The organism is Staphylococcus coagulans (genome assembly GCF_022557135.1).
In the GTDB taxonomy this organism is placed as follows: domain Bacteria; phylum Bacillota; class Bacilli; order Staphylococcales; family Staphylococcaceae; genus Staphylococcus; species Staphylococcus coagulans.
Genome location: NZ_CP092966.1, coordinates 131,144 through 153,337 on the forward strand (window position 1 = coordinate 131,144; position 22,194 = coordinate 153,337).

General features: G+C 38.7%; 20 protein-coding genes. 15 read left to right on the forward strand and 5 right to left on the reverse strand.

Features of this window, described 5'->3' with window-relative positions:
* Positions 1-24: 24 nt before the first annotated feature.
* The 13 genes from sbnC to KM149_RS00670 all read left to right on the forward strand — a co-directional run bounded on the left by sbnC (position 25) and on the right by KM149_RS00670 (position 16,220).
* A complete protein-coding gene (gene sbnC / locus KM149_RS00610; RefSeq protein ID WP_241415572.1) occupies positions 25-1,776 on the forward strand; it encodes a staphyloferrin B biosynthesis protein SbnC in 1,752 nt (583 codons plus the stop codon).
* Entirely contained in the window at positions 1,769-3,028 is a 1,260-nt protein-coding gene (locus KM149_RS00615) for an MFS transporter (RefSeq protein ID WP_214970619.1), read from the forward strand. The genes sbnC and KM149_RS00615 overlap by 8 nt, the downstream gene beginning before the upstream one ends.
* Entirely contained in the window at positions 3,015-4,721 is a 1,707-nt protein-coding gene (locus KM149_RS00620) for an IucA/IucC family protein (RefSeq protein WP_241415436.1), read from the forward strand. The genes KM149_RS00615 and KM149_RS00620 overlap by 14 nt, the downstream gene beginning before the upstream one ends.
* Positions 4,714-6,456, forward strand: a complete 1,743-nt coding sequence (gene sbnF / locus KM149_RS00625; RefSeq protein WP_241415437.1) for a staphyloferrin B biosynthesis protein SbnF — start codon at positions 4,714-4,716, stop codon at positions 6,454-6,456. Before KM149_RS00620 ends, sbnF begins: the two co-directional genes overlap by 8 nt.
* A gap of 1 nt (position 6,457) precedes the next feature.
* Positions 6,458-7,240, forward strand: coding sequence for an HpcH/HpaI aldolase family protein (locus tag KM149_RS00630; protein WP_241415438.1), 783 nt, complete (start codon positions 6,458-6,460; stop codon positions 7,238-7,240).
* Complete coding sequence (locus KM149_RS00635) at positions 7,227-8,414, forward strand: type III PLP-dependent enzyme (RefSeq protein WP_241415439.1); 1,188 nt, start codon at positions 7,227-7,229, stop codon at positions 8,412-8,414. The genes KM149_RS00630 and KM149_RS00635 overlap by 14 nt, the downstream gene beginning before the upstream one ends.
* 13 nt (positions 8,415-8,427) lie before the next feature.
* Positions 8,428-9,192 (forward strand): bifunctional transcriptional regulator/O-phospho-L-serine synthase SbnI, encoded by a 765-nt coding sequence (gene sbnI / locus KM149_RS00640; RefSeq protein WP_165545343.1) that lies wholly within the window; start codon positions 8,428-8,430, stop codon positions 9,190-9,192.
* Positions 9,193-9,446: 254 nt separating this feature from the next.
* Positions 9,447-10,304: a membrane protein insertase YidC gene (gene yidC / locus KM149_RS00645; protein ID WP_241415573.1), complete on the forward strand. Its 858-nt coding sequence runs from the start codon at positions 9,447-9,449 to the stop codon at positions 10,302-10,304.
* 295 nt (positions 10,305-10,599) lie between these two features.
* Positions 10,600-11,481 carry a ribose/proton symporter RbsU gene (rbsU, locus tag KM149_RS00650; protein WP_241415440.1) on the forward strand — a complete coding sequence of 294 codons (882 nt, stop codon included), beginning with the start codon at positions 10,600-10,602 and terminating at the stop codon, positions 11,479-11,481.
* Between the two features lie 18 nt (positions 11,482-11,499).
* Complete coding sequence (gene rbsD, locus KM149_RS00655) at positions 11,500-11,904, forward strand: D-ribose pyranase (protein WP_214970607.1); 405 nt, start codon at positions 11,500-11,502, stop codon at positions 11,902-11,904.
* 240 nt (positions 11,905-12,144) lie between these two features.
* Complete coding sequence (gene argF, locus KM149_RS00660) at positions 12,145-13,149, forward strand: ornithine carbamoyltransferase (RefSeq protein WP_050329675.1); 1,005 nt, start codon at positions 12,145-12,147, stop codon at positions 13,147-13,149.
* Positions 13,150-13,164: 15 nt separating this feature from the next.
* On the forward strand, positions 13,165-14,097 hold the full coding sequence (gene arcC / locus KM149_RS00665) for a carbamate kinase (RefSeq protein WP_165545339.1): 933 nt from the start codon (positions 13,165-13,167) through the stop codon (positions 14,095-14,097).
* 548 nt (positions 14,098-14,645) lie between these two features.
* Positions 14,646-16,220 (forward strand): YfcC family protein, encoded by a 1,575-nt coding sequence (locus KM149_RS00670; RefSeq protein WP_241415574.1) that lies wholly within the window; start codon positions 14,646-14,648, stop codon positions 16,218-16,220.
* 123 nt (positions 16,221-16,343) lie between these two features.
* On the opposite strand, the gene KM149_RS00675 is transcribed toward KM149_RS00670, so the two are convergent.
* Positions 16,344-17,078: an NAD-dependent protein deacylase gene (locus KM149_RS00675; protein WP_241415441.1), complete on the reverse strand. Its 735-nt coding sequence runs from the start codon at positions 17,076-17,078 to the stop codon at positions 16,344-16,346.
* Positions 17,079-17,291: 213 nt separating this feature from the next.
* Here KM149_RS00675 and KM149_RS00680 point away from each other — a divergent pair, with 213 nt between their 5' ends.
* The gene (locus KM149_RS00680; protein WP_241415442.1) at positions 17,292-18,164 is read left to right on the forward strand and encodes an alpha/beta hydrolase; all 873 of its coding nucleotides are present in this window, start codon (positions 17,292-17,294) and stop codon (positions 18,162-18,164) included.
* Between the two features lie 540 nt (positions 18,165-18,704).
* On the opposite strand, the gene KM149_RS00685 is transcribed toward KM149_RS00680, so the two are convergent.
* The 4 genes from KM149_RS00685 to KM149_RS00700 form a co-directional block, all read right to left on the reverse strand.
* A complete protein-coding gene (locus tag KM149_RS00685; protein WP_182280919.1) occupies positions 18,705-19,247 on the reverse strand; it encodes a TetR/AcrR family transcriptional regulator in 543 nt (180 codons plus the stop codon).
* The gene (locus tag KM149_RS00690; RefSeq protein WP_050329680.1) at positions 19,216-19,611 is read right to left on the reverse strand and encodes a DUF3147 family protein; all 396 of its coding nucleotides are present in this window, start codon (positions 19,609-19,611) and stop codon (positions 19,216-19,218) included. Before KM149_RS00690 ends, KM149_RS00685 begins: the two co-directional genes overlap by 32 nt.
* A gap of 15 nt (positions 19,612-19,626) precedes the next feature.
* Complete coding sequence (locus tag KM149_RS00695) at positions 19,627-19,989, reverse strand: DUF3147 family protein (protein WP_060829193.1); 363 nt, start codon at positions 19,987-19,989, stop codon at positions 19,627-19,629.
* Positions 19,990-20,283: 294 nt separating this feature from the next.
* Positions 20,284-21,462: a PrsW family intramembrane metalloprotease gene (locus tag KM149_RS00700; protein WP_241415443.1), complete on the reverse strand. Its 1,179-nt coding sequence runs from the start codon at positions 21,460-21,462 to the stop codon at positions 20,284-20,286.
* A gap of 209 nt (positions 21,463-21,671) precedes the next feature.
* Between KM149_RS00700 and KM149_RS00705 the strand changes: the two genes are divergently transcribed.
* Complete coding sequence (locus KM149_RS00705) at positions 21,672-22,145, forward strand: peptide-methionine (S)-S-oxide reductase (RefSeq protein ID WP_182280917.1); 474 nt, start codon at positions 21,672-21,674, stop codon at positions 22,143-22,145.
* Positions 22,146-22,194 lie beyond the last annotated feature (49 nt).

A 22,194-nucleotide genomic window follows, 5' to 3' on the forward strand; every position in this document is an offset into this window, starting at 1 on the left:
TGTTCACTCATGAATGTGCAAAAAATACGAAATAACGAAGCGCTTGCGCAACAAACGATTTTAAAAGATTTGGTAGATGCGCTTTTATTCGAAGATATCGGTGGATTAGCGTCTAAGAGTGAGGTTGTGGTGCATGGTCATCAATTGTTTTTACATTATGGCACAACGGAAAGGTACTTAAGCATTCCTGTTTATATGAGTGGGTTAAATCTGTTTCGTTATGCGCCGAGTGCTGTCCTACTCTGTCAGCATGGTCAAGAAAAAACATTGCATGCTGTTGAATTATGGGAGCAAATCGTCGAAATGAATCCATCAGAAGCAGAAGCGTGGGAATGGCGACGTTTTAGACAAGGATTACAAGACGCCGTACAACAATTAACAGGACAACTGAAGGGCATGAACTTGTCTGACCATCCATTTATTAGAGCCGAGCAATTAGCGAGTTTTAAAGATCGCCCGTTTCATCCTATCGCGAAGGAAAAGCGTGGATTTCGCGTAAGTGACTATGAAAAGTATCAGTCAGAATTTCATCAACCGATCGCACTGAATACGGTAGCGGTTCATAAAGACTTCGTATTAAATGGTCAAAAAGCAGATGCCCAACGTTATCAGGATTATTTTGGTGCAACGTTAGACCCATGCAAAGCAGAACTTCAAGAGAGAGGTCTATTAGAGACAGCGTATATGATCTTTCCGGTTCATCCATGGCAGTATGAACATGTGCTTCCTGTTGAATTCGAAGCTGAAATAGAAGCACAACAAGTGGTGCGCTTAAAGCATACGTTTGGACGTTATTTATCCTCTTCTTCTATGAGAACGCTCATTAATCTGGAACAACCGTTTGAACATTTGAAAGTGCCACTATCCATTCAATCTTTAGGGGCACTTCGATTAACACCGACACGTTATATGAAGAATGGCGAAGTAGCTGAACAATTATTACACACGTTGATTCAACAAGATGAGCGACTCAAAGGTCATGTATGGCCATGTGATGAGACGGCATGGTGGTCCTATTTATCGACAGACGGTGATATTTTCAAAGATCAGTTAGGACATTTGACGATGCAATTCAGACAATATCCTGAAGCGATTAAAAAAGATGTCGGGCAACAGTTGGTTTCAATGGCAGCTCTTGCAGCACACGATGATTCACTGTACCGCATGATTTTAAGTCAGCCTCATGGGTCACTCACACAGGCACAAATCACGGATTTATTTGAAGCTATTACGTCGTCATTTTTAGAGATGACATGTTCATTTATGAAGTCGGGCGCCTTACCTGAACTTCATGGACAAAATGTACTGATTGCATTTAAAGATGGCAAAGTTTCAAGCTTCGTTTTACGTGATCACGATACGGTACGCATCTATCCAGAATGGTTAAAACAGCAGCACATTGAGGTGCCTCAGTATACCGTACGTAAAGATACACCGAACACGCTCATCAATGAAACGCTAGAAGATTTCTTTGCTTATTTCCAAACGTTAGCGGTCAGTGTTAATTTGTACGCCATTATTGATGCGTTAGTCCAAGTCTTTGATATTGCAGAACATGATTTAATGACTATTTTACGCAATCAATTAACATATTGGGTTTCTACGATAGAATGGTTGCCTGAAGATAAAGAGAAAGTCGAAGCTATTTTACTTGAGCAACAGACATGGCCGTTTAAACGCATTATATTGCCGCTGTTATTGCAAAAAGAATCGGGTGGAGGGAGTATGCCTTCCAGTTTAGGTCGTGTGCCCAATCCTATGATGAAACATGAATAGTGAGAAAATTTGGAAAACCAACTTTAGAATGTTGTGGATGAGCCAGTTTATTTCCATAGCAGGGTTAACGGTATTAGTGCCTTTATTACCTATTTATATGGCGTCACTGCAAGATTTGAGTGTCGTAGAGATTCAGTTTTGGAGTGGTATTGCCATTGCTGCACCGGCCATTACAACAATGATTTCCTCTCCTTTATGGGGCAAGCTCGGTGACAAAATCAGTCGAAAATGGATGGTTTTACGTGCACTTTTCGGATTAGGTATGTGCTTATTATTAATGGGATTCTGTCAAACCCCTTTACAATTTGTCATTGTGAGATTGTTACAAGGTGTTTTTGGTGGTGTCGTTGATGCATCAAGTGCTTTCGCAAGTAGTGAAGCACCACCGGAGAAGCGGGGCGCCGTGTTAGGCAAATTGCAAAGCTCTGTCAGTGCAGGATCATTGATAGGGCCCCTCATCGGGGGTGTGCTTGCGACGCTACTCGGATTCCAAGTGTTATTAATAGGTATCGCCATATTCACTTTTGTTATTTGTGTGTTAGGTGTCTTCTTACTCAAAGAAACTGCACACATCGCTATAACGTCAGCGCAAAAGGTTCAGACGAGTGTACGCCGTTCCATTCAATGTTTATTGTCATCCAAAGTGACGTCTCGTTTCATCGTTGTAGGCATTTTAGCAAACTTTGCGATGTACGGCATGTTGACAGCATTAGCACCTTTAACATCAGAAGTGAATCAAACAGCTGTCGATCATCGCGCCGTCGTCGGTTTCTTGCAGTCTGCTTTTTGGACGGCTTCAATGATGAGTGCACCGTTATGGGGTTATTTTAATGATCGTTCCTATGTCAAAAGTGTTTATATCACTGCGAGTGTTTTATGTGGCTTGAGTGTTGTCTTACAAGGCATTTCACCAAACGTATGGATACTCGGAATCACGCGTATTTTGCAGGGCCTCACATATAGCGCACTCATTCAAAGTGTAATGTTTGTCGTCGTTAATGCGAGTGATCAACGTTTGAAAGGGACTTTTGTAGGTTCGACGAATAGTTTGCTCGTGTTAGGACAGGTGTTAGGTAGTTTAGGTGGCGCCGCGATTACAAGTTATACGCAACCAAGTATGACCTTTATTGTCATGGGCTGTGTTTTTATAATGAGCAGTTTAGTTTTATGCTCATCACATATTAAAAATCAGAAAGTCGATTTGACTTTAATGAAACTATGGGAGGCAAAGGAAAAACGTGCAAAAGCATAATACAAAAAACATCGCAACGCATGCTGCATTAGAAAGAATATTGAATGTCTATTTTCGAGAAAATGGGCAGTATCGGAAGTCTGACCCTTCTTATCAATGGACAATTCAACTGAATGAGGCGCGTAAATTGATGGGCCAATTCAGTTACTGGTCACCGATGGGACATCATATGTATGACAATCACATCACATTACACGAAGGTGATACAGTATCGCAACTGACACCAGTGGAAGGGATCCATCTTATTTTAGAAAAAATGGTGGATGAGACGGATGAAGACCAAAGTGAAATCAAACAGCGTTTGGAAGCAGTGCAAACTGATATTGATAATAGTATTGAACGGACAGCTTGCTATTTAGCCTTTCGTGAGTCTCAACATCATGAAACGCGTTACATTCAATCAGAACAGTCGCTCTATTTAGGTCATCCTTTTCATCCTACGCCTAAAAGTGCGACAGGATTTTCACAAGCAGACATTCAAGCATATGCGCCAGAGTGTCATGTGTCATTCCGATTATTTTATATTGCAGTCCACCAATCATTGCTACTTGAACGTTATGTAACAGGACATCAGTCAGGGGTGGATACGAAATTACATCAGTTGTCTAAAATTCCTAAATCAGACATCGGCAAAGACTTCAAATTACTTGCTGTGCACCCTTTCCAAATTGATATTTTGAAACAAAGTGGACTGTTCAAAGTATGGTGTGCAAAAGGGTTAGTCCGTGTTTATGGACCATGTGGTGATGAAGTTTATCCGACTTCCTCTGTGCGCACAGTTTTTGCGAAACATTTGAACTTTTATTTGAAGCTACCGATTCAAGTGAAAATTACTAATTTTGTAAGAACCAATGACTTCGAACAAATTGAACGTACATTAGATGCCGCAGAAATCATCGCAACAGTTAAACGTTCTTATGAAACTGCAGCCTTTAAGCTGATGTTTGAAGAAGGTTATCGCGCTTTTAAAGTAGATTCGCAAGCCGACAGTCATCTTTTAGAAAATAGCGCCATGATTGTAAGAGAAGGTATTGAAAGTTATCAAACCGAGCAAGATATTCACGTGCTTGCGAGTTTAGTAGAAACGTTACCAGATAATGCGACATCGTTATTAAGTCAGCGTATTAAACAGAGTGGATTTACGAGTGAAGCGTGGCTTGCTGATTACTTAAATATGACGTTACGACCAATGCTGAAACTGTTCTCAGAAACAGGGATTAGTTTAGAAGCGCATGTTCAAAATACACTGATTGCATTAAAACAGGGTCGTCCACATACGTGTTATGTCAGAGACTTAGAAGGTATTTGTGTATCACGTGAACTTGCACAACAAGCGAATATTATTCCTAATATTGTTCACGAAGAGAGTCCAGTAGTCTTACCACATCAAGAAGCATGGCATCGCTTTAAATATTATATTATTGTCAATCAGCTTGGACATCTCATTTCAACGATAGGAAAAGGATACCGTAATGAATCACAACTTTGGTCTGTAGTGCGCCAACAGTTAGTCCAGTGGCAAGCTAGTGGTAATGAAGTGATGCAAGCGTGTATTCAAGATTTATGTGACACACCATTTTTTGAAGCGAAAGCGAACTTAACAAGTAAATTGAAAGATTGTGGCGAAAATCCAATTTACATCGACATACCGAATCCGATTTTTATGGAAAAGGAGGATCACCTCGTTGGATAGTATCGTACAAAAAGTAAGAACACGCATTATGAACCAACTGATAACGTCATTAATTTATGAAGATGTCGTACAGTATGACGTTGCATCGTTTAAAGACTACGATCGTTACACCCTTAAAGGAACGGATGTCAGCTATCAGGTTGATATTCAAGCTTCATTGAGTTTTGGGCGCTTAACGGTTGTTTCTCCTGTATGGTTGCGTCATGCAGAAGGTCAAGCGGAAACGCTAGATTATGTGACACTGTTAAGAACAGTTGAATTTACATTCGAAAAAGATGAAGCAAAATTAGAGCACTTCATCATTGAATTGCTACAAACCGAGCTTAAAGACATCCAAGCTTGGCGTTATCGCAAGGCACATCCCGTTGAAAAGCTCGTCACTTATGATGACTATGAAGCTTATGCGATGGATGGACACATGTATCATCCGAGCTACAAATCACGTTTAGGTTTTAGCTTAAAAGATAACGCGACATATGGCCCAGATTTTCGACCTGCATTTCAACTACATTGGGTGGCTGTAGATAAACATAATATAGAAGAAACTATTTCACAGTCGATAGAAGTGAGTCAGCTGTTACAAGCGCAACTGGGGTCTGATACTTATACGCAATTTGTGGAAACGATTCAATCTCATGGCAAAGACGTTGACGATGTCGCCATCCTACCCGTTCACCCATGGCAATTTGAACGTGTCATAGAAGTCGAATTTGCGGAGGCGAAATGGCAAGGCGAATTGTTGTACTTAGGAATGTCAGAAGAAAAGTACACGCCGCAACAATCTATTCGTACATTAACGCCACAACAACCGGAGCGTTACTACTTAAAAGTACCGATGAGCTTGACGAATACATCGACAAAACGCATCTTAGCACCACATACGATTGAAAATGCAGCACAGATTACGGATTGGATAAAAAAAATTCAAGCGCACGATGTTTATTTAGCAGAAACTTTAAAAACAGTCTTTTTAGGCGAAGTATTGGGTCAAGCCTATTTGAATAAACAGGCAACAGAGACCAAGCAAGCGCACGTATACGGCGCGCTTGGAGTGATATGGAGAGAAAATATTCACAACTACCTTGAACCAAAAGAGTCTGCGATACCATTTAATGCACTTTACGTTTTAGATACGCAACAGCAACCGCTCATCCAAACTTGGATTGCGCAATATGGCTTAGAAGCATGGTTAGAGCAATTTTTCAAAGTTGCGATTGAGCCGATGATTCACATGCTTTACTATCACGGCATCGCTTTTGAATCGCATGCGCAAAACATGATGCTTATTCATGAAGATGGATGGCCAACACGCATTGCATTAAAAGACTTTCATGATGGTATTCGCTTTAAACGTGCGTTACTTAGTGATATTGCACAAGATCCAAAGTTAAAAGAGATGCCAGAGTCGCATAAAAAGATTAATAGTAATTCATTTATTGAAACAGAAGATGAAGCATTAGTCAGAGACTTTTTGCATGATGCCTTTTTCTTTATCAATATCGCTGAAATCGTACGGTTTATCGATGCCCAATATCAGCTAGAGGAACGCAAACAATGGGAGATGATTGCACAAGTCATCAAAACGTATCAAAATCATTTTCCAAATCTTCAAAATTATGCGCATTTTGATTTGTTTGAACCGACCATTCAAGTTGAAAAATTGACGACACGGCGTTTGAGAGATGATTCGGAAATGCGTATTCATCACGTGAATAATCCGTTAGGAGGCGTATAAAGTGCAACGTTTATCAGTGAAGACAAGATTGGCCCAAACAGAGGCATTGTATGGCTTGTTTAATTCCATTCCTGACCCGTTAATGATTGAAATCATGGCGGCGAGTGGCTTTGACTTTGTCATTATTGATACGGAACATGTCGCGATTAATGATGAGACATTAGCGCATTTGATACGGACAGCTGAAGCGGCGCATATCATTCCAATTGTGCGAGTCACACAAGCGATTGAACGTGACATTATTAAGGTATTAGATATGGGTGCAAGAGGTATCATTGTGCCTCATGTTAAAGATAAGCAAACTGCTGAACAAGTGGTGAAGTTGAGTCGTTATTACCCGCAAGGTATGAGAAGTTTGAATGGCGGGCGCATAGCACAATTCGGTGAGATTCCACTTGATGAAGCCATGAAGCAAGCGAATGCACATATTATGGTCATAGTCATGATTGAAGATATCGAAGGTGTAGAAGCGATTGAAGACATCGTACAAGTCGACGGTATCGATATGATTATCGAAGGCGCTGCTGATTTATCTCAATCTGTAGGATTGCCTTGGCAAACAACGCATCCAACAGTACGGGATCATATTACGCGTGTATTTGAAGCGACACAAGCCCACGATAAGCTATTTTGTGCATTGCCAAGAACGCAAGCCCATATTAAAGAATGGCAACAAAAAGGCGTGAAAATGTTTGTTTTAGGTGACGACCGCGGTAAAATTTATCGTCATTTTAAACAGACTGTTGGAGAAATCAAAGAGGTGAACATAGATGGAGAAAATTAACGAGACGATTGCGACGATACAGGTGGATGCTCCGGTTTGTCATTATATTTATGATATGGATGCTTTAGCAGCACATGTCCAAGCTTGCGTGCAGTCTTTACCTGAAAATTGTGAGATGTACTATGCAATGAAAGCGAATAGTGAAGCACCGATTTTAAGTGCGATGTCTCAATATGTTGCTGGTTTTGAAGTGGCTTCTCAAGGTGAGATTGAAAAGGCACAAGCTCACGTAGCATCCAACCATATCATTTTTGGTGGCCCTGGAAAAACAGATGCCGAATTACGGTATGCTGTCCAATCTGGTGTGCGTCGTATTCATGTTGAGAGCCTCTATGAACTCCAACGACTTAATGCCATATTAGAAGAAGAAAATCGTCAACAGTCTATTCTATTAAGAGTCAACTTGTCTGGACCTTTCCCAGAAGCGACATTACATATGGCTGGGCGCCCGACACAGTTCGGTATTTCAGAAGAGGACATGGATACGGTTATCCAAAAAGCACTCGCTTTACCGCATATTCATTTAGAGGGCTTTCATTTTCATTCTATCTCGAATAATTTAGATGCCGAATTACACTTGCGTGTGATGGCACTCTATTTCCAAAAAGCGAAATCTTGGGCAGAGAAACATCAGTTTGAACTCCAACATCTCAACTTGGGTGGTGGCATTGGTGTCAACTATCAGGATTTAAACGCCCAATTCGATTGGCCTCATTTTGTCGCAGGGTTTAAAGCGGTTATAGAAGCTTATGAGATGCAAGATGTCACATTGAATTTTGAATGTGGTCGCTATCTGGTCGCACATATCGGTTATTATGCGACAGAAGTTTTAGATATTAAGAAGGTCCATCAAGAATGGTTTGTCATTTTAAAAGGTGGCACACAGCAGTTTCGACTTCCCGTTTCATGGCAACATAACCATCCATTTGAGGTCTATACCTCTCCATTGGAACGTTACGCTTTTGAAAAGGTAAATCTAATAAATGATGCTGCGACATTAGTCGGTCAACTGTGCACACCTAAAGATGTTTTTGCGAAACAAGTGGACATCACAGAAATCGCGACTGGAGATGTCGTCGTTTTCCAATATGCCGGCGCATATGGTTGGTCCATCTCACATCATGATTTTCTGAGTCATCCACATCCTGAATTTATATATTTATCTCAACATTAAAGGGGGGATCATATTGAAAGACTTACATGAATCACTCAAATTAATAGATGTCGATCAAATTGACATTCATGAGACGTATGAACCTTCGCGCTTAGAGAAAACAAAAGAGAGTATTGAAGCGGATCAGTTTATCCGTCATCCCATTTTAGTCGTTCCAATGAATCAAGGACGTTATATGGTGATTGATGGTGTTCATCGCTTTACAAGTTTGAAAGCATTAGGCTGTAAAGTGATTCCCGTTCAAGTGATTCACCAAGCTCAATATTCTATAGAAGCGTGGTGTCACAAAGTACCATGTGATCAACTCACGTCCATTCTAAGTGCGGAATCCGATTTGCCTTGGACAACCGAAATTCGTTATACGACACCATTTATTACTATGTGTTATGAAGATATCGAGCAATACTTATATCCTGAAGATTTGAGCACGAATAAAATGAATGTCTGGGAAAAGGTTGTAGAGAGTTATAGTTCGACATGCCAAGTAGAGCGTGTTTTACAGGATGCATGTACATGTATCACACCTCGGGAAATCTTGATGAAATATCAGCCGTTACAGTTTAGTGAAATTGAAGCCATTGTCCGTAAAGGTAAAACAGTCCCTGCAGGCGTCACACGTTTTAACATTGCGGGACGATGTTTGAATCTACAAGTCCCTTTGAAGTTACTTAAAGAAAAATACAGTGCGTCACAACTGAAAGCGTGGCAACAATTCTTACATGATAAGGTCACACATATGCGTTGCTATAATGAAAAAGTTTATTTGATAGAGTCTTAATCTGTATAAGTAAAGTTGACGACAGCGAGCTGAAGGTCAAAATCGAGTAAGCTTTAGCCAACTTTACATAAAGAAAAGAACACAATCTGCCTTTTTTAGCTCACTCAGCGTATATTTGACAAGCGAATGGATTATGATACTATCAAAAGATAGACACAATAAAACAAAACTGTCAAATGAATCGTGCGGTATCTTTGACGCTAAGTGGATACAACAGATTATGTGTCGACAAATTAGGAAAGGCAGATTGAATGATGAAACTCAAATACATACTGTTATTAGGTTTAACTACAGTCTTATTAGCAGGTTGTGACTACTCAAAAAGTGAAAACAGAACGGGCTTTTTCTATAATACTTTTGCGCAACCGATGGATCATTTATTACATTGGTTAGGTAACCATCTCAACCATAACTATGGGCTTGCGATTATCATTATCGTCCTTGTGATTCGTTTTGTAATGTTGCCATTTATGTTAAGCCAGACTAAAAATGGTCAAATGATGCGCAGAGTAATGGAAATTGCTAAACCAGAAATGAATGCCGTGCAAGAAAAAGTGAAACGAGCGCGGACACAAGAAGAAAAAATGGCAGCCAACCAAGAAATGATGGAAGTCTATAAGAAATATGAATTTAATCCGTTTAAAAGCATGTTAGGTTGCTTGCCAATTTTAATTCAAATGCCGATTTTATTTGGCTTATATGTTTCTTTAAAATGGCCATCACACGGCGGTATTACGGAACATCCGAACTTTTTGTGGTTTCATCTCACGCAGCCTGACATTTTAATTACTGTTATTGCCGGTGTTCTTTACTTTTTACAATCACTCGTGAGTTTAGAAAATATGCCAAAAGAACAACGACAAATGGGATATATGATGATGATTATCTCACCAATTTTTATCATTTATATTTCATTAACTTCTGCCTCAGCGTTAGGTTTATATTGGTCTGTGTCAGCCTTGTTTATGATTGTTCAAATGTTTTTGGCAAACCGATATTATGGTGCCTATGCCGAACAAGAAGTTAAAAGAATTAAAGCGAAATTGGATAAAGCATCAGGTAACGGTAAAAAAGGTAAAAATACTCAGGTTGTTTCTAAAAAGAAAAAATAACAAATTGATGAAAGCAAAGCTTGGTAGCAGATTCAAATGTTGCTAAGCTTTTTTCAAATGGATTCGTGTGACGTGATGGGGATGTAAGTAGAAGACATCGTTTATATAAAAATGAGAATAAATGAAATTCTCATAAATCTGTGACAAGTTTGTTTCATTTTTTTAAATTTTAAAATAATCATTTTCAATTTTGACAAAAGAAAGTTTATGTATTTATATATAAGTGTTATATTTTAATACATAGACTTGTTAAAGAAAAAATAAATTGTTTAATAGAGATAGAGGAGTGTAATTAATGAACATGGTCGCATTATTGATTGGATTAGGACCACTCATAGGTTGGGGTCTTTTTCCTACCATCGCATCAAAATTTGGAGGTAAACCAGTCAATCAGATTATCGGTACTACAATCGGAACGCTGATTTTCGCAGGTGCCTTTTTCATATTTACAGGTAGAGATTTTCCTACTGGGATGGATTTATTTTTTGCATTACTTTCAGGTGCCGGATGGTGTTTCGGTCAAATCATGACATTCAAAGCATTTGAATATGTGGGTTCATCACGTGCAATGCCTGTAACGACAGCTTTCCAATTGTTAGGTGCCTCACTTTGGGGTGTATTTGCATTAGGGAACTGGCCAGGTTTGACAAACAAATTGATTGGGTTTGCCGCTTTAGTTGTTATTTTAATCGGTGCCCGCATGACTGTTTGGAGTGAAGATTCTAAAGAAGCAAGAAATAATGACTTGAAAAAAGCTGTGGTTATCTTATTAATTGGCGAAATTGGATACTGGCTTTATTCAGCAGCACCGCAAGCGACAGATATTGGAGGTAAAGCCGCATTTTTACCACAAGCAATGGGAATGGTGCTTGCTGCTGTCATTTATGGTTTGATGACAATGAAAAAAGATAATCCTTTCAACAAAAAGGTCACTTGGCTACAAATCATTTCAGGTTTCTTCTTCGCTTTTGCCGCGTTGACATATTTAATCTCTGCACAACCGGACATGAATGGTTTAGCAACAGGTTTCGTATTGTCTCAAACATCTGTGGTTTTAGCAACATTAACAGGTATTTATTTCTTAAATCAACGCAAAACTCAAAAAGAAATGTTGGTCACTATTATTGGTTTAGTATTAATTTTAGTAGCCGCAACGGTAACGGTGTTTATTAAATAATAGCCAGAGGTGAGGATAATGAAAAAATCAACTATGCTCAATAGCCATGTTTCTCAAGCCATCGCAACGATGGGGCACTTTGACTTATTAACAGTCAATGATGCAGGGATGCCGATTCCAAATGATGAGAGAAGAATCGATTTAGCCGTAACAAAAGGATTGCCTTCTTTTATCGATGTATTGGCAGCTGTTTTAGATGAATTGAAGATTCAAAAAATCTATTTGGCGGAAGAAATTAAAACGCATAATGCTGCACAATTGAAACAGATTAAAGCATTGGTCAATCAAGATGTAGAAATTGCGTTTATCCCGCACTCAGAAATGAAAGCGTATTTGAGTCATCCGTTGAATAAAGGCAATATCCGCACAGGTGAGATTACCCCGTTTTCGAATATTATTTTGGAATCTAATGTCACATTTTAATTAAAACTTTTTGAAGTCCTTCCAAATCATTCGTTTTGAATGTCCTTGGAGGGGCTTTTTTAGGTTCGCTTGAAGCGTCCAATTGTTGGCTGTTTTGGCATTGCGTCAATCTCCACAGCTTTAAGATATTAAAATACAAAATACTACAATAAGTAAAATAATAGTGTAAAATGTATTGACGAATTGGAAGAAAGCGGTTACAATTAGTGTGAAATCAATCACAAAGGAGTTGTATGGATAATGCAAAATTTAAGAAATAGAAGCTTTCTCACTTTACTTGATTTTACAAAGGAAGAAGTTGAGTTTTTATTGAACCTTTCTGAAGATTTGAAAAGAGCGAAATACGCAGGTATTGAGCAACAAACATTGAAAGGGAAAAATATTGCATTAATTTTTGAAAAGGACTCAACTCGCACACGTTGTGCATTTGAAACAGCTGCCTATGACCAAGGGGCACGTGTCACATATCTTGGTCCTACAGGTAGTCAAATGGGCAAAAAAGAAACAGTCGCGGATACAGCACGCGTATTAGGTGGTATGTATGATGGCATTGAATACCGAGGATTTTCACAACGTACGGTTGAAACGTTAGCAGACAAATCAGGTGTTCCTGTTTGGAATGGACTTACAGATGAAGATCATCCAACACAAGTATTAGCCGACTTTTTAACAGCTAAAGAAGTTTTGAAAAAGCCTTATCATGACATGCATTTTACTTATGTAGGAGACGGGCGCAACAATGTAGCCAATGCTTTAATGGCAGGTGCAGCGATTATGGGCATGCGTTTCCATTTAGTATGTCCGAAAGCATTAAACCCAACAGATGTATTATTAAATCGTTGTAAAGCACTCGCTAAAGAAAATGGTGGCGAAATTGTAGTGACAGATGATATCGATGAAGGCGTAAAAGGTTCAGATGTGATTTATACAGACGTTTGGGTGTCTATGGGCGAACCTGACGAAGTTTGGAAAGAACGTATTGAACTATTACAACCTTACCAAGTTAACCAACAACTTATTGAAAAAACGCGCAATAAACATGTCATTTTTGAACATTGCTTGCCATCATTCCATAATACGGACACGAAAATTGGTAAAGAAATCTATGAAAAATACGGTCTCAAAGAAATGGAAGTCACAGACGAAGTATTTGAAAGCAAACATTCAGTTGTTTTCCAACAAGCCGAAAACCGTATGCATACGATCAAAGCAGTGATGGTCGCAACTTTAGGAAATATTGGATAAGGGAGGTCTAACGGTATGGCTAAAATCGTAGTCGCACTAGGGGGTAACGCTTTGGGAAACTCCCCAGCAGCGCAATTAGAATTGGTCAAAAATACTGCGAAATCATTGGTTGCTTTGATTGAAAAAGGCAATGAAGTTGTGATTAGTCATGGCAATGGACCACAAGTAGGCAGTATTAATCTCGGATTGAATTATGCCGCAGAACATGAACAAGGGCCACCTTTCCCATTTCCAGAATGTGGCGCTATGAGCCAAGCTTATATTGGATATCAACTTCAACAAAGTCTTCAAAATGAACTACACCAACTGGGGATTCACAAACCTGTCGTTACGGTGGTGACACAGACATTGGTTAACAAAGATGATGTAGCATTCAGCCATCCAACAAAACCAATAGGCATGTTTTATGACAAAGCGCTTGCAGAGACCATTGCTAAAGAACGGCACTATACTTTTGTTGAAGATTCTGGGCGAGGCTATCGTCGCGTTGTGCCGTCACCTGAACCAATTGAAATTGTCGAACTACAAAGTATTGCTGCTTTAATTGATCAAGGCAATCTCGTCATTTCAAGTGGTGGCGGGGGCATCCCTGTCGTAAAAGATCAAGATGGCACACTTCACGGGGTGGATGCTGTCATTGATAAAGATAAATCAAGTGCCTTATTAGGAGCCGAGTTACAATCTGATCAGCTCGTCATTTTAACGACAGTCGATTATATTTATTTGAACTATGGTAAAGCGAACCAAGAGGCATTGAAAAATGTGACTGTTTCTGAAATGGAATATCATATTAACGAAGGACATTTTGCGCAAGGAAGTATGCTTCCAAAAGTAGAAGCTTCGTTAGCTTTTATTAAAAATAACCCTAAAGGTGAAGTGATTGTTACGTCATTAGAACGATTAGATGACGCATTAAACGGGCAAGTAGGCACAGTCATAAAAAAATAAATTTGTGACCGTAAGATGCGCGATGGAATGCACAACCGCACAAGTCTGAACCGTTTGTACAATACCGTCATTGTCACAACGTGTTCAGGCTTTTTTAAGTGTCAAAACATAGGAGTTGTTTAAAAGCCTAACGTGAGGATAATCTAATTTATTGAAAAATAACATGTTAGGGTATAAGTAGATAGGACTTTAAATGTATGCAGTCAAATGATTCAAGCGCTATATGCAAAGGCGTAGAATAGGTGATCACACCGACACGTCTATCGTTCAAAGATGACTCGAATCAACGCATCGTCTACTTCCCATTTCTGAACGGCGCCATAATGTAAATATAAAGAAATGGTCTGTATATGCGTTTTGCTGTATCTATTTTTCATATTGAGATAGGCAAAAGCGTCGATTCATTACGGATTGTCTTATTTTATCATCTTCCTACAACATAGAATCTTCATCATTTTATAGTGTTTGAATTCTATTTTTATCGCCGCATTGCGGCATCTTGTCAAAAGGAGATGACCATCATGGAGGATACGAATCCACCTGTGAACATGAAAGACAAAAATCAACCACATGATCATGATGCAACGCCACATAAAAAGAAATTTAAACTCAAAATGCCAGGTGCATTTGTGATTTTATTTATCTTAACCGTTGTGGCTGTACTTGCGACGTGGATGATTCCAGCGGGGGCTTATTCAAAATTATCATATGAACCTTCTTCACAAGAACTCAAAATTGTAAACCCACATCAAGAAGTTAAGAAAGTGCCAGCAACGCAACAACAATTAGATCAAATGGGTGTAAAAATTAAAATCGAACAGTTTAAATCTGGTTCGATTAACAAACCTGTTTCCATTCCAAATACTTATGAACGCCTTAAACAAAAACCAGCAGGACCGAGTGAAATCACAAATGCAATGGTCGAAGGAACGATTGAAGCGGTCGATATTATGGTCTTTATCTTTGTGCTCGGTGGCTTAATAGGCGTTGTCAGTGCCAGTGGCTCTTTTGAATCCGGATTGCTGGCATTAACGAAAAAAACAAAAGGGCATGAATTTTTACTTATCTTCATGGTTTCTATTTTGATGGTACTTGGTGGTACACTCTGTGGTATTGAAGAAGAGGCGGTCGCTTTTTATCCAATACTGGTACCAATATTTATTGCGATGGGTTATGACTCTATCGTCAGTGTCGGAGCAATCTTTTTAGCCAGTTCGATAGGGACGACCTTTTCTACGATTAATCCATTCTCAGTCGTCATTGCTTCAAATGCAGCAGGGATTACCTTTACAGAGGGACTCTATTGGCGTGTTGCTGGCTGTATCGTCGGGGCTATTTTTGTTGTCGGTTATTTATATTGGTATGCTAAAAAAATCAAAAAAGATCCAAAAGCTTCTTATGCATACGAAGATCGAGAAGCGTTTAATGAACAATGGTCTGTTATGGGGAAAGACGAACATGCTGATCATTTTACTTGGCGTAAAAAAATCATCTTAATCTTATTTGTGATTCCGTTCCCATTAATGGTTTGGGGTGTCATGACACAAGGTTGGTGGTTCCCTGTTATGGCTTCTATGTTCCTTGCAGTGACGATTATTATTATGTTTATTGCTGGTACAGGTAAGCACGGATTAGGAGAAAAAGGAACCGTCGACGCCTTTGTGAACGGGGCATCAAGCTTAGTGAGTGTTTCACTCATTATCGGTCTCGCACGTGGGATAAACTTAGTCATGAATAAAGGACTCATTTCAGATACGATACTCCATTTTTCATCGACGCTCGTGCAACATGTGAATGGTCCATTATTTATTATCATTATGTTATTCATCTTCTTTTTCTTAGGATTTATTGTGCCTTCATCATCTGGCCTTGCTGTACTTTCAATGCCCATTTTTGCGCCACTTGCGGATACTGTCGGTATACCACGATTTGTAATGGTGACAGCGTATCAGTTTGGTCAGTATGCGATGCTATTTTTAGCACCAACAGGACTGGTTATGGCAACACTACAAATGCTTGATATGAAATATTCACACTGGTTACGTTTTGTTTGGCCGGTTGTCTTATTCGTACTCGTATTTGGAGGCGCGATGTTAATCACACAAGTTCTCGTTTATTCATAAAAAATAAACCGGTGAAGGCCGAGATCGAGTGCCTTCATCGGTTTAATGATTTATTTTAGGCATACATGTTATCATCGCTTTAATCATCATAACGCAGTCATGTCTAAAATGGTTATTTGCCACTTAGTCCAACTGTTGTAGCGCTTCAATGACACCTACCATATCATCGTGAATGACTAAGTTAGCACGACTGTCATAAGGGGTAGAATCTCTGTTGATAATCACAAGGTTTTCTCCTTCAAATTCGGAAATTAAACCTGCTGCAGGTTGGACAACAAGTGATGACCCTAACACGACGAGTGTGTCTGCTGCTTTGATTTTAAAAATCGCATTTAATAAGGTAGACTGATCTAGTGCTTCGCCATAAGGCACGATATCAGGACGAATCGGACTACCATTACTGTCACTCCGATATAAACTTTGTGCGATGACCTCTTCTTTCGTATAAGTTTCATTGCCTTCTACAGTATAAAAACGATTTAACGTCCCATGCAGTTCATCTACATGGTGACTACCTGCATCTGTATGCAATCCATCGATATTTTGAGTGATCACACCGAGTGAACGTTTCTCTTTTTCTAATTGTGCAATCCACTGATGGACAGGATTAGGCGCTTTATCCGCAAATAATAAATATTGATGACAGAAATCCATAAATCCAATTGGATCACTGTGTAAATAATCCGCACTCAACAAATATTCAGGAGAATATCCTTTTTTAGAAATTTCATCATATAAACCTCCAATAGAGCGGAAATCAGGAATACCGCTTGCTACAGAGACACCAGCCCCAGTGAAAAAAACAATTTTATGAGACTGATTAATGATCGTTTTTAATTGCGCAATATTTTCATCCATACCTTTTCACTCCAATTCATTAAAGTCTTCCGTAGATTTGTTTTTAATACATTACGGTAATAATATATTCATTTTAACAAATATGTAATTTTTAAGCGAAAAGCGTAGAATAGGATGAAATTAAAAAGGGAATAAAAAGGTGTAAAGCCAATCTGAGGCTTTTTTGAGCTAGTTCCTTTATACTAATAAAAAAGAGAGAATAGAGGTTATGCAATGAAAAAGAAATGGATTTGGGGCACCGCTGTTTTAATCGTTGTCTTAATCGTTGGATTGTTTGTTGCAGTTTCGTTTAATCGCCATCAGGCTAACTCTAAAAATTACCACAACACGAAGCTTGTGAAAAATCAGACACCCACATTATTTTTACATGGCTATGGCGGTAGCATTAATTCTGAAAAATTTATGGTTAAAGAGGCAAAAAATCAAGGTGTCACAGATGATGTGATGAGAGCACAGGTCTCTGACAAAGGTGATGTCACATTAAAAGGGAAATTGTCAAAAGACGCAATAAACCCAATTGTACAAGTTGAATTTGCTGATAATAAAAACGAAGATCCAGTAGAAAATGCAAAATGGTTTAAAAATGTGCTCGAAAAACTGCAAGATGAATACGATATTAAAAAATTCAACTTTGTAGGTCATTCAATGGCGAATATGTCGTTTGCGCATTATATGTTGTTATATGGTGAAGATCAGTCCTTGCCGCAATTGAATAAACAAGTCAATATAGCAGGAACATTTAATGGCGTCATTAATGTTAATGAGAAGGTTAATGAAATTAGTGTAGATAAAGAGGGTAAACCAAGTCGAATGAATCCACCTTATCAAAAGTTACTTAAATTGAAATCGATTTATAAAGGCAAAGATATTGGTGTATTGAACATTTATGGTGACTTGGAAGACGGCACGCACTCTGACGGCAGTGTGTCCGTAAGCTCTGCAAAATCTTTAAAATACCTATTAGGCGATAGCCCGAAAACATACAAAGAGTTACAATTCAAAGGGAAAGAAGCAGAGCACAGTGAATTACATGAAAATAGTGATGTTGCCGATCAAATCATCCAATTTTTATGGGGTGAAATGTAGTATGTCATTTGCTCTCAACGAATAATGAAATGAGATAGCGTTCTAAAAGAGGTATCATATAAAAATCATTGATGAACTTGCCTCCATGAACTCGCTTGCTTAGGGGCTGAAGTCTCAACTAAATTTGGCTTAATTGATACAGAAACCTGCTGAAGCCCAATTGGATTTTGGGTGCAATATAGAAATATCATGTGCAACAAATATTTCGTTGTATTGCCCCCGCAAAGCTGACTAGACTTCACAAAAGCGAGTTTTGAGCTCATGTGAAGTCAGACAGCCACTGCGTAAAACATGAATCACGATTAGAATAGGTAGACAAGTTTTGGTTTTTTCACTCATCCCCTCAAGCGTCTCGTTCATTGTGGCAATCATACGCAATATACTTTCAATTAATGATCGGTCACTTATTCTTAAACAATTAAAACATATAGTAGCTGAGACGTATCCCGTTCAAAAACAAGAAAAGCACTCCAAAATCTGTTCTAAAGATTTTTGGGGTGCTTTTCTTTGAAAACTAAAACCGGATGTCCTAGCTCCGTTTTATATTAAATCATAGGCTTGCAATACTTTCGTAAGTATCGTTTCGATGTACGATTCATTAAGAATATCTGGCTTAATTAGAATGTTAAAATAAATGGGTGAGAAAATAAGGTCAATTAACATATCTTCATCTTCACTATGAATGTGTGGTTCAATGATTGATTTTAAGATGGCACGCTTTTTCAAAAAATATTCTTCCATAAAGCGCCCTTTCGCATCTGTATCGTGATGACTGACTAAAATTTCAATTACAGCAGTGCCAATAGGTGTCTTATATATGTTCATCATTGTCACGAGAAAGCGATACAAATCATCATATAAATTTAAATACGCTGGATGAAATGTTTCAGCACGTTCTAAAAATAAATCCATAATGATAAATGATTTGTCAGGCCAACGACGGTAAATCGTTGCTTTGGAGACGCCTGTATTTTCTGCTATTTGATCGACTGTGATTTGGTTTAAATTATAGTCGACGAGTAACCGTTCAATTTCTGCATAAATTTTTTGATTAACCGTGGGATCTTTGGGTCTTCCGGCCATAATGACCTCCTCTGCTTCTATGTCCTATCCATTCTACAATTTCTAATATTATCATTGCACTTATAAACCACGCAACAAATCCTACTGCGATACTTATCAACCAGAGATGTGTCACTTTTAACATTTCCCAAGTTACAACAATATCAACTAGGACGCCCATCATACCAAAAATTGCACCCCGACTGACATGTACGGCAACAGTGTCCCCAAATTCCATTCCAGATAAATACATAGATACAAGAAAAACGGCTGGGAATGTAGCAAAAATGCCACCAAACTCTTTCCAAGGTAAGACTTGTGAAACGATATAACTTAATACGACTGTAAAGCCACCTACGATAAACTTAATTAATGCCGATTTCACTATTCTTCGCGCTCCTTAAATGAGATGTTGTAGACCGAACAATGCACAAGAGATGACGAGCCAACACAAAACTGAAAAAACAGTGCCTTTTTGAAAGCCATGTTTATGAATATAAAGGGCAGTGAGGCCAACAGTTACGATACAAGATAAAATACCTAAAATGGCTCCGGTACTTAGATGAATCGACATTTGCACTAGTGTTTCACCACGATGATCAATCGCTAGCGCAATGATTGCAGCTAAAAAGACGGCTGGCATCGTCGCAATGACACCACCAATTTTTCCACCTGCTTTTCCAGCAATAATGGAGGCTGAAGCAACAGCAAAGCCCCCAATTAAAAAGCGTAGTAGGACACTTGTTAAAGAAATCCCAAACATGAACGTGCGCCTCCTTAAGACGTCATTATTAAACGAAACGTTTCGTTTAATAATATCGTAACGCGCATTATTTTTAATGTAAAGGGTTTAAGAGAAGTGACACGGAATAGGCATATTTGACTTCGTAATTCATTCTTAGGGCTTAATTCAAATTTAGAAAAAGCTTTTGTCAAAATGAGGCGGGCAAAGTAAAAAAGACTGAAAACGTATACTTCAGTCTTTTTTACTTGCTATGAAAAGAGCTTATTATGAAAGTTAACGGTATCGCTCATTTTTATTGTTGTGTGACCCAAATTATTCCTGCGCTTGTGTCTGATGGGCTTCGTTCATTTTCATGGCTTCCATTTGAAGTTGGGTCACTTGGCTTAGACCGGCTTTCATTAAGATAAAAGTCAGTAACCAACCTAATGTAATGAGTAAGATTGACTTGAGGATACCGTCTTCCGCAATGGGCATGTCCCATACTGCATGTAAGGTCACAGCAGCACCAAAGAAAAAGAGGAAGCGTTTATCTACGAGATGTGCCCAATTGAATTTTTGACTCCCTTTAGTAATGACGACGGCAGCGCCAACAATAGCGGTCCAAACATTGTGTGAACCAATACCTGTCCAAGCGCGTAACCAAATCACTTGCGTCATGACGTCAAATCCTTCAGGAATGAATCTAAAAATGTAACCCGCTGATTCAAATACTTCAAATCCTGTTCCAACAGCAGCACCAATTAATAACCCGTTTAAAATTTTGTATGTATTCATGCGTTGAATGAAATAAATCGTCACGATCGCTTTGCCCATCTCTTCGACAATACCGATAAGAATGGCACTAAAAATAGTGATATCATCAGAAACTGGCACAAATTCGTATAACGTTAAAGTGCTGATAAGTGACAATACGCCACCAATGAAAAAGATTTTAAAGACAATGGCGATACTCATATTTTTAAATGCGTTAGATTCAAAAAAGAAAATTAATACAGGAAGAGGCACAGTAAGTGCACCGATAAAAATTAAACCACCTATGCCGTTAGGATTCCCAAAAAAAGCAACCATTATCCATAACAATGCAAAAACAGTGGCAAGGCCAAGAAATATTCTTGAGAACAGGAAAGGTTTCGCCCATTCTTTTGATACTTCATCGAGTTGTGGTGTTGTATATTCAGTACCCGCAATAAAGACTTCGTCCATTTCTTGTTTTGTGTGGGGTTTGAATACTTCTGAAAACATATCGGCGAGGTTGATTTTTAAAACTTCATCATTTCCCGCAAGTTTACCGATAGAACGCGTTGTGTTATTAAATAAATTTTTGAATTCTTGTGTTAAGCTAATATTATCAATCGTTTTTTGTTCAATGGTTTCTGTATCTTGATGGTGTTGTTCTTTGGTATGCGATTGAGGCGCATCAAGTGGTTGTTCACTTTGTTGACTTGCGTCTTTTTGTTCGTGAACCTCTTGATTTTCAGGATGATCTTTCAAAAGTATCGACTCCTTTCAAATAAATTTATTATATCACAAGCATTATATGTGAAATTTAAAAGAGAGTCTATTAATAGATTATTAAATATGACAGTATTCAAATAGAGATTTACTTTAATATCAAAATTTTAGAAATCATTAAAATCTAGGCACTCACGAGATGAGTGGCGCATGTTATAGAATATATAGTGAGGATGTGGAGGGGTACAATGGAAACGATATATTTAGCAGGAGGCTGTTTATGGGGCGTCCAAGCTTTTATTAAAACATTACCCGGCGTTGTGGCAACGGAAGCTGGGCGTGCAAATGGGACGACGCAAACACTTGATGGTCCGTACGATGGTTATGCGGAGTGCGTTAAGACGTCATTTGATCCGGATCGTGTCGATGTTTCGGAACTGATGACCTATTTGTTTGAGGTGATTGATCCATATAGTGTCAATCATCAAGGTGAAGATAGGGGTCCCAAATATCGGACGGGTGTTTACAGTGAAGAGGTCAAGCATTTAGAGTGTGCACGTCAATTTATTGCACGCCGACCAGACCATGCACGTATTGCGGTAGAGGTCAAACCGCTATCCAACTATATTGCCAGTGCTGAGATTCATCAAGATCATTTAGATAAGTTTCCACATGATTATTGTCATATTCCACAACATTTAATTAAAAAATATCAAAATTGAAGTGTTGAAACGAGATGAAAGGATGGATGTCATGTTGACTTTGTAAAGA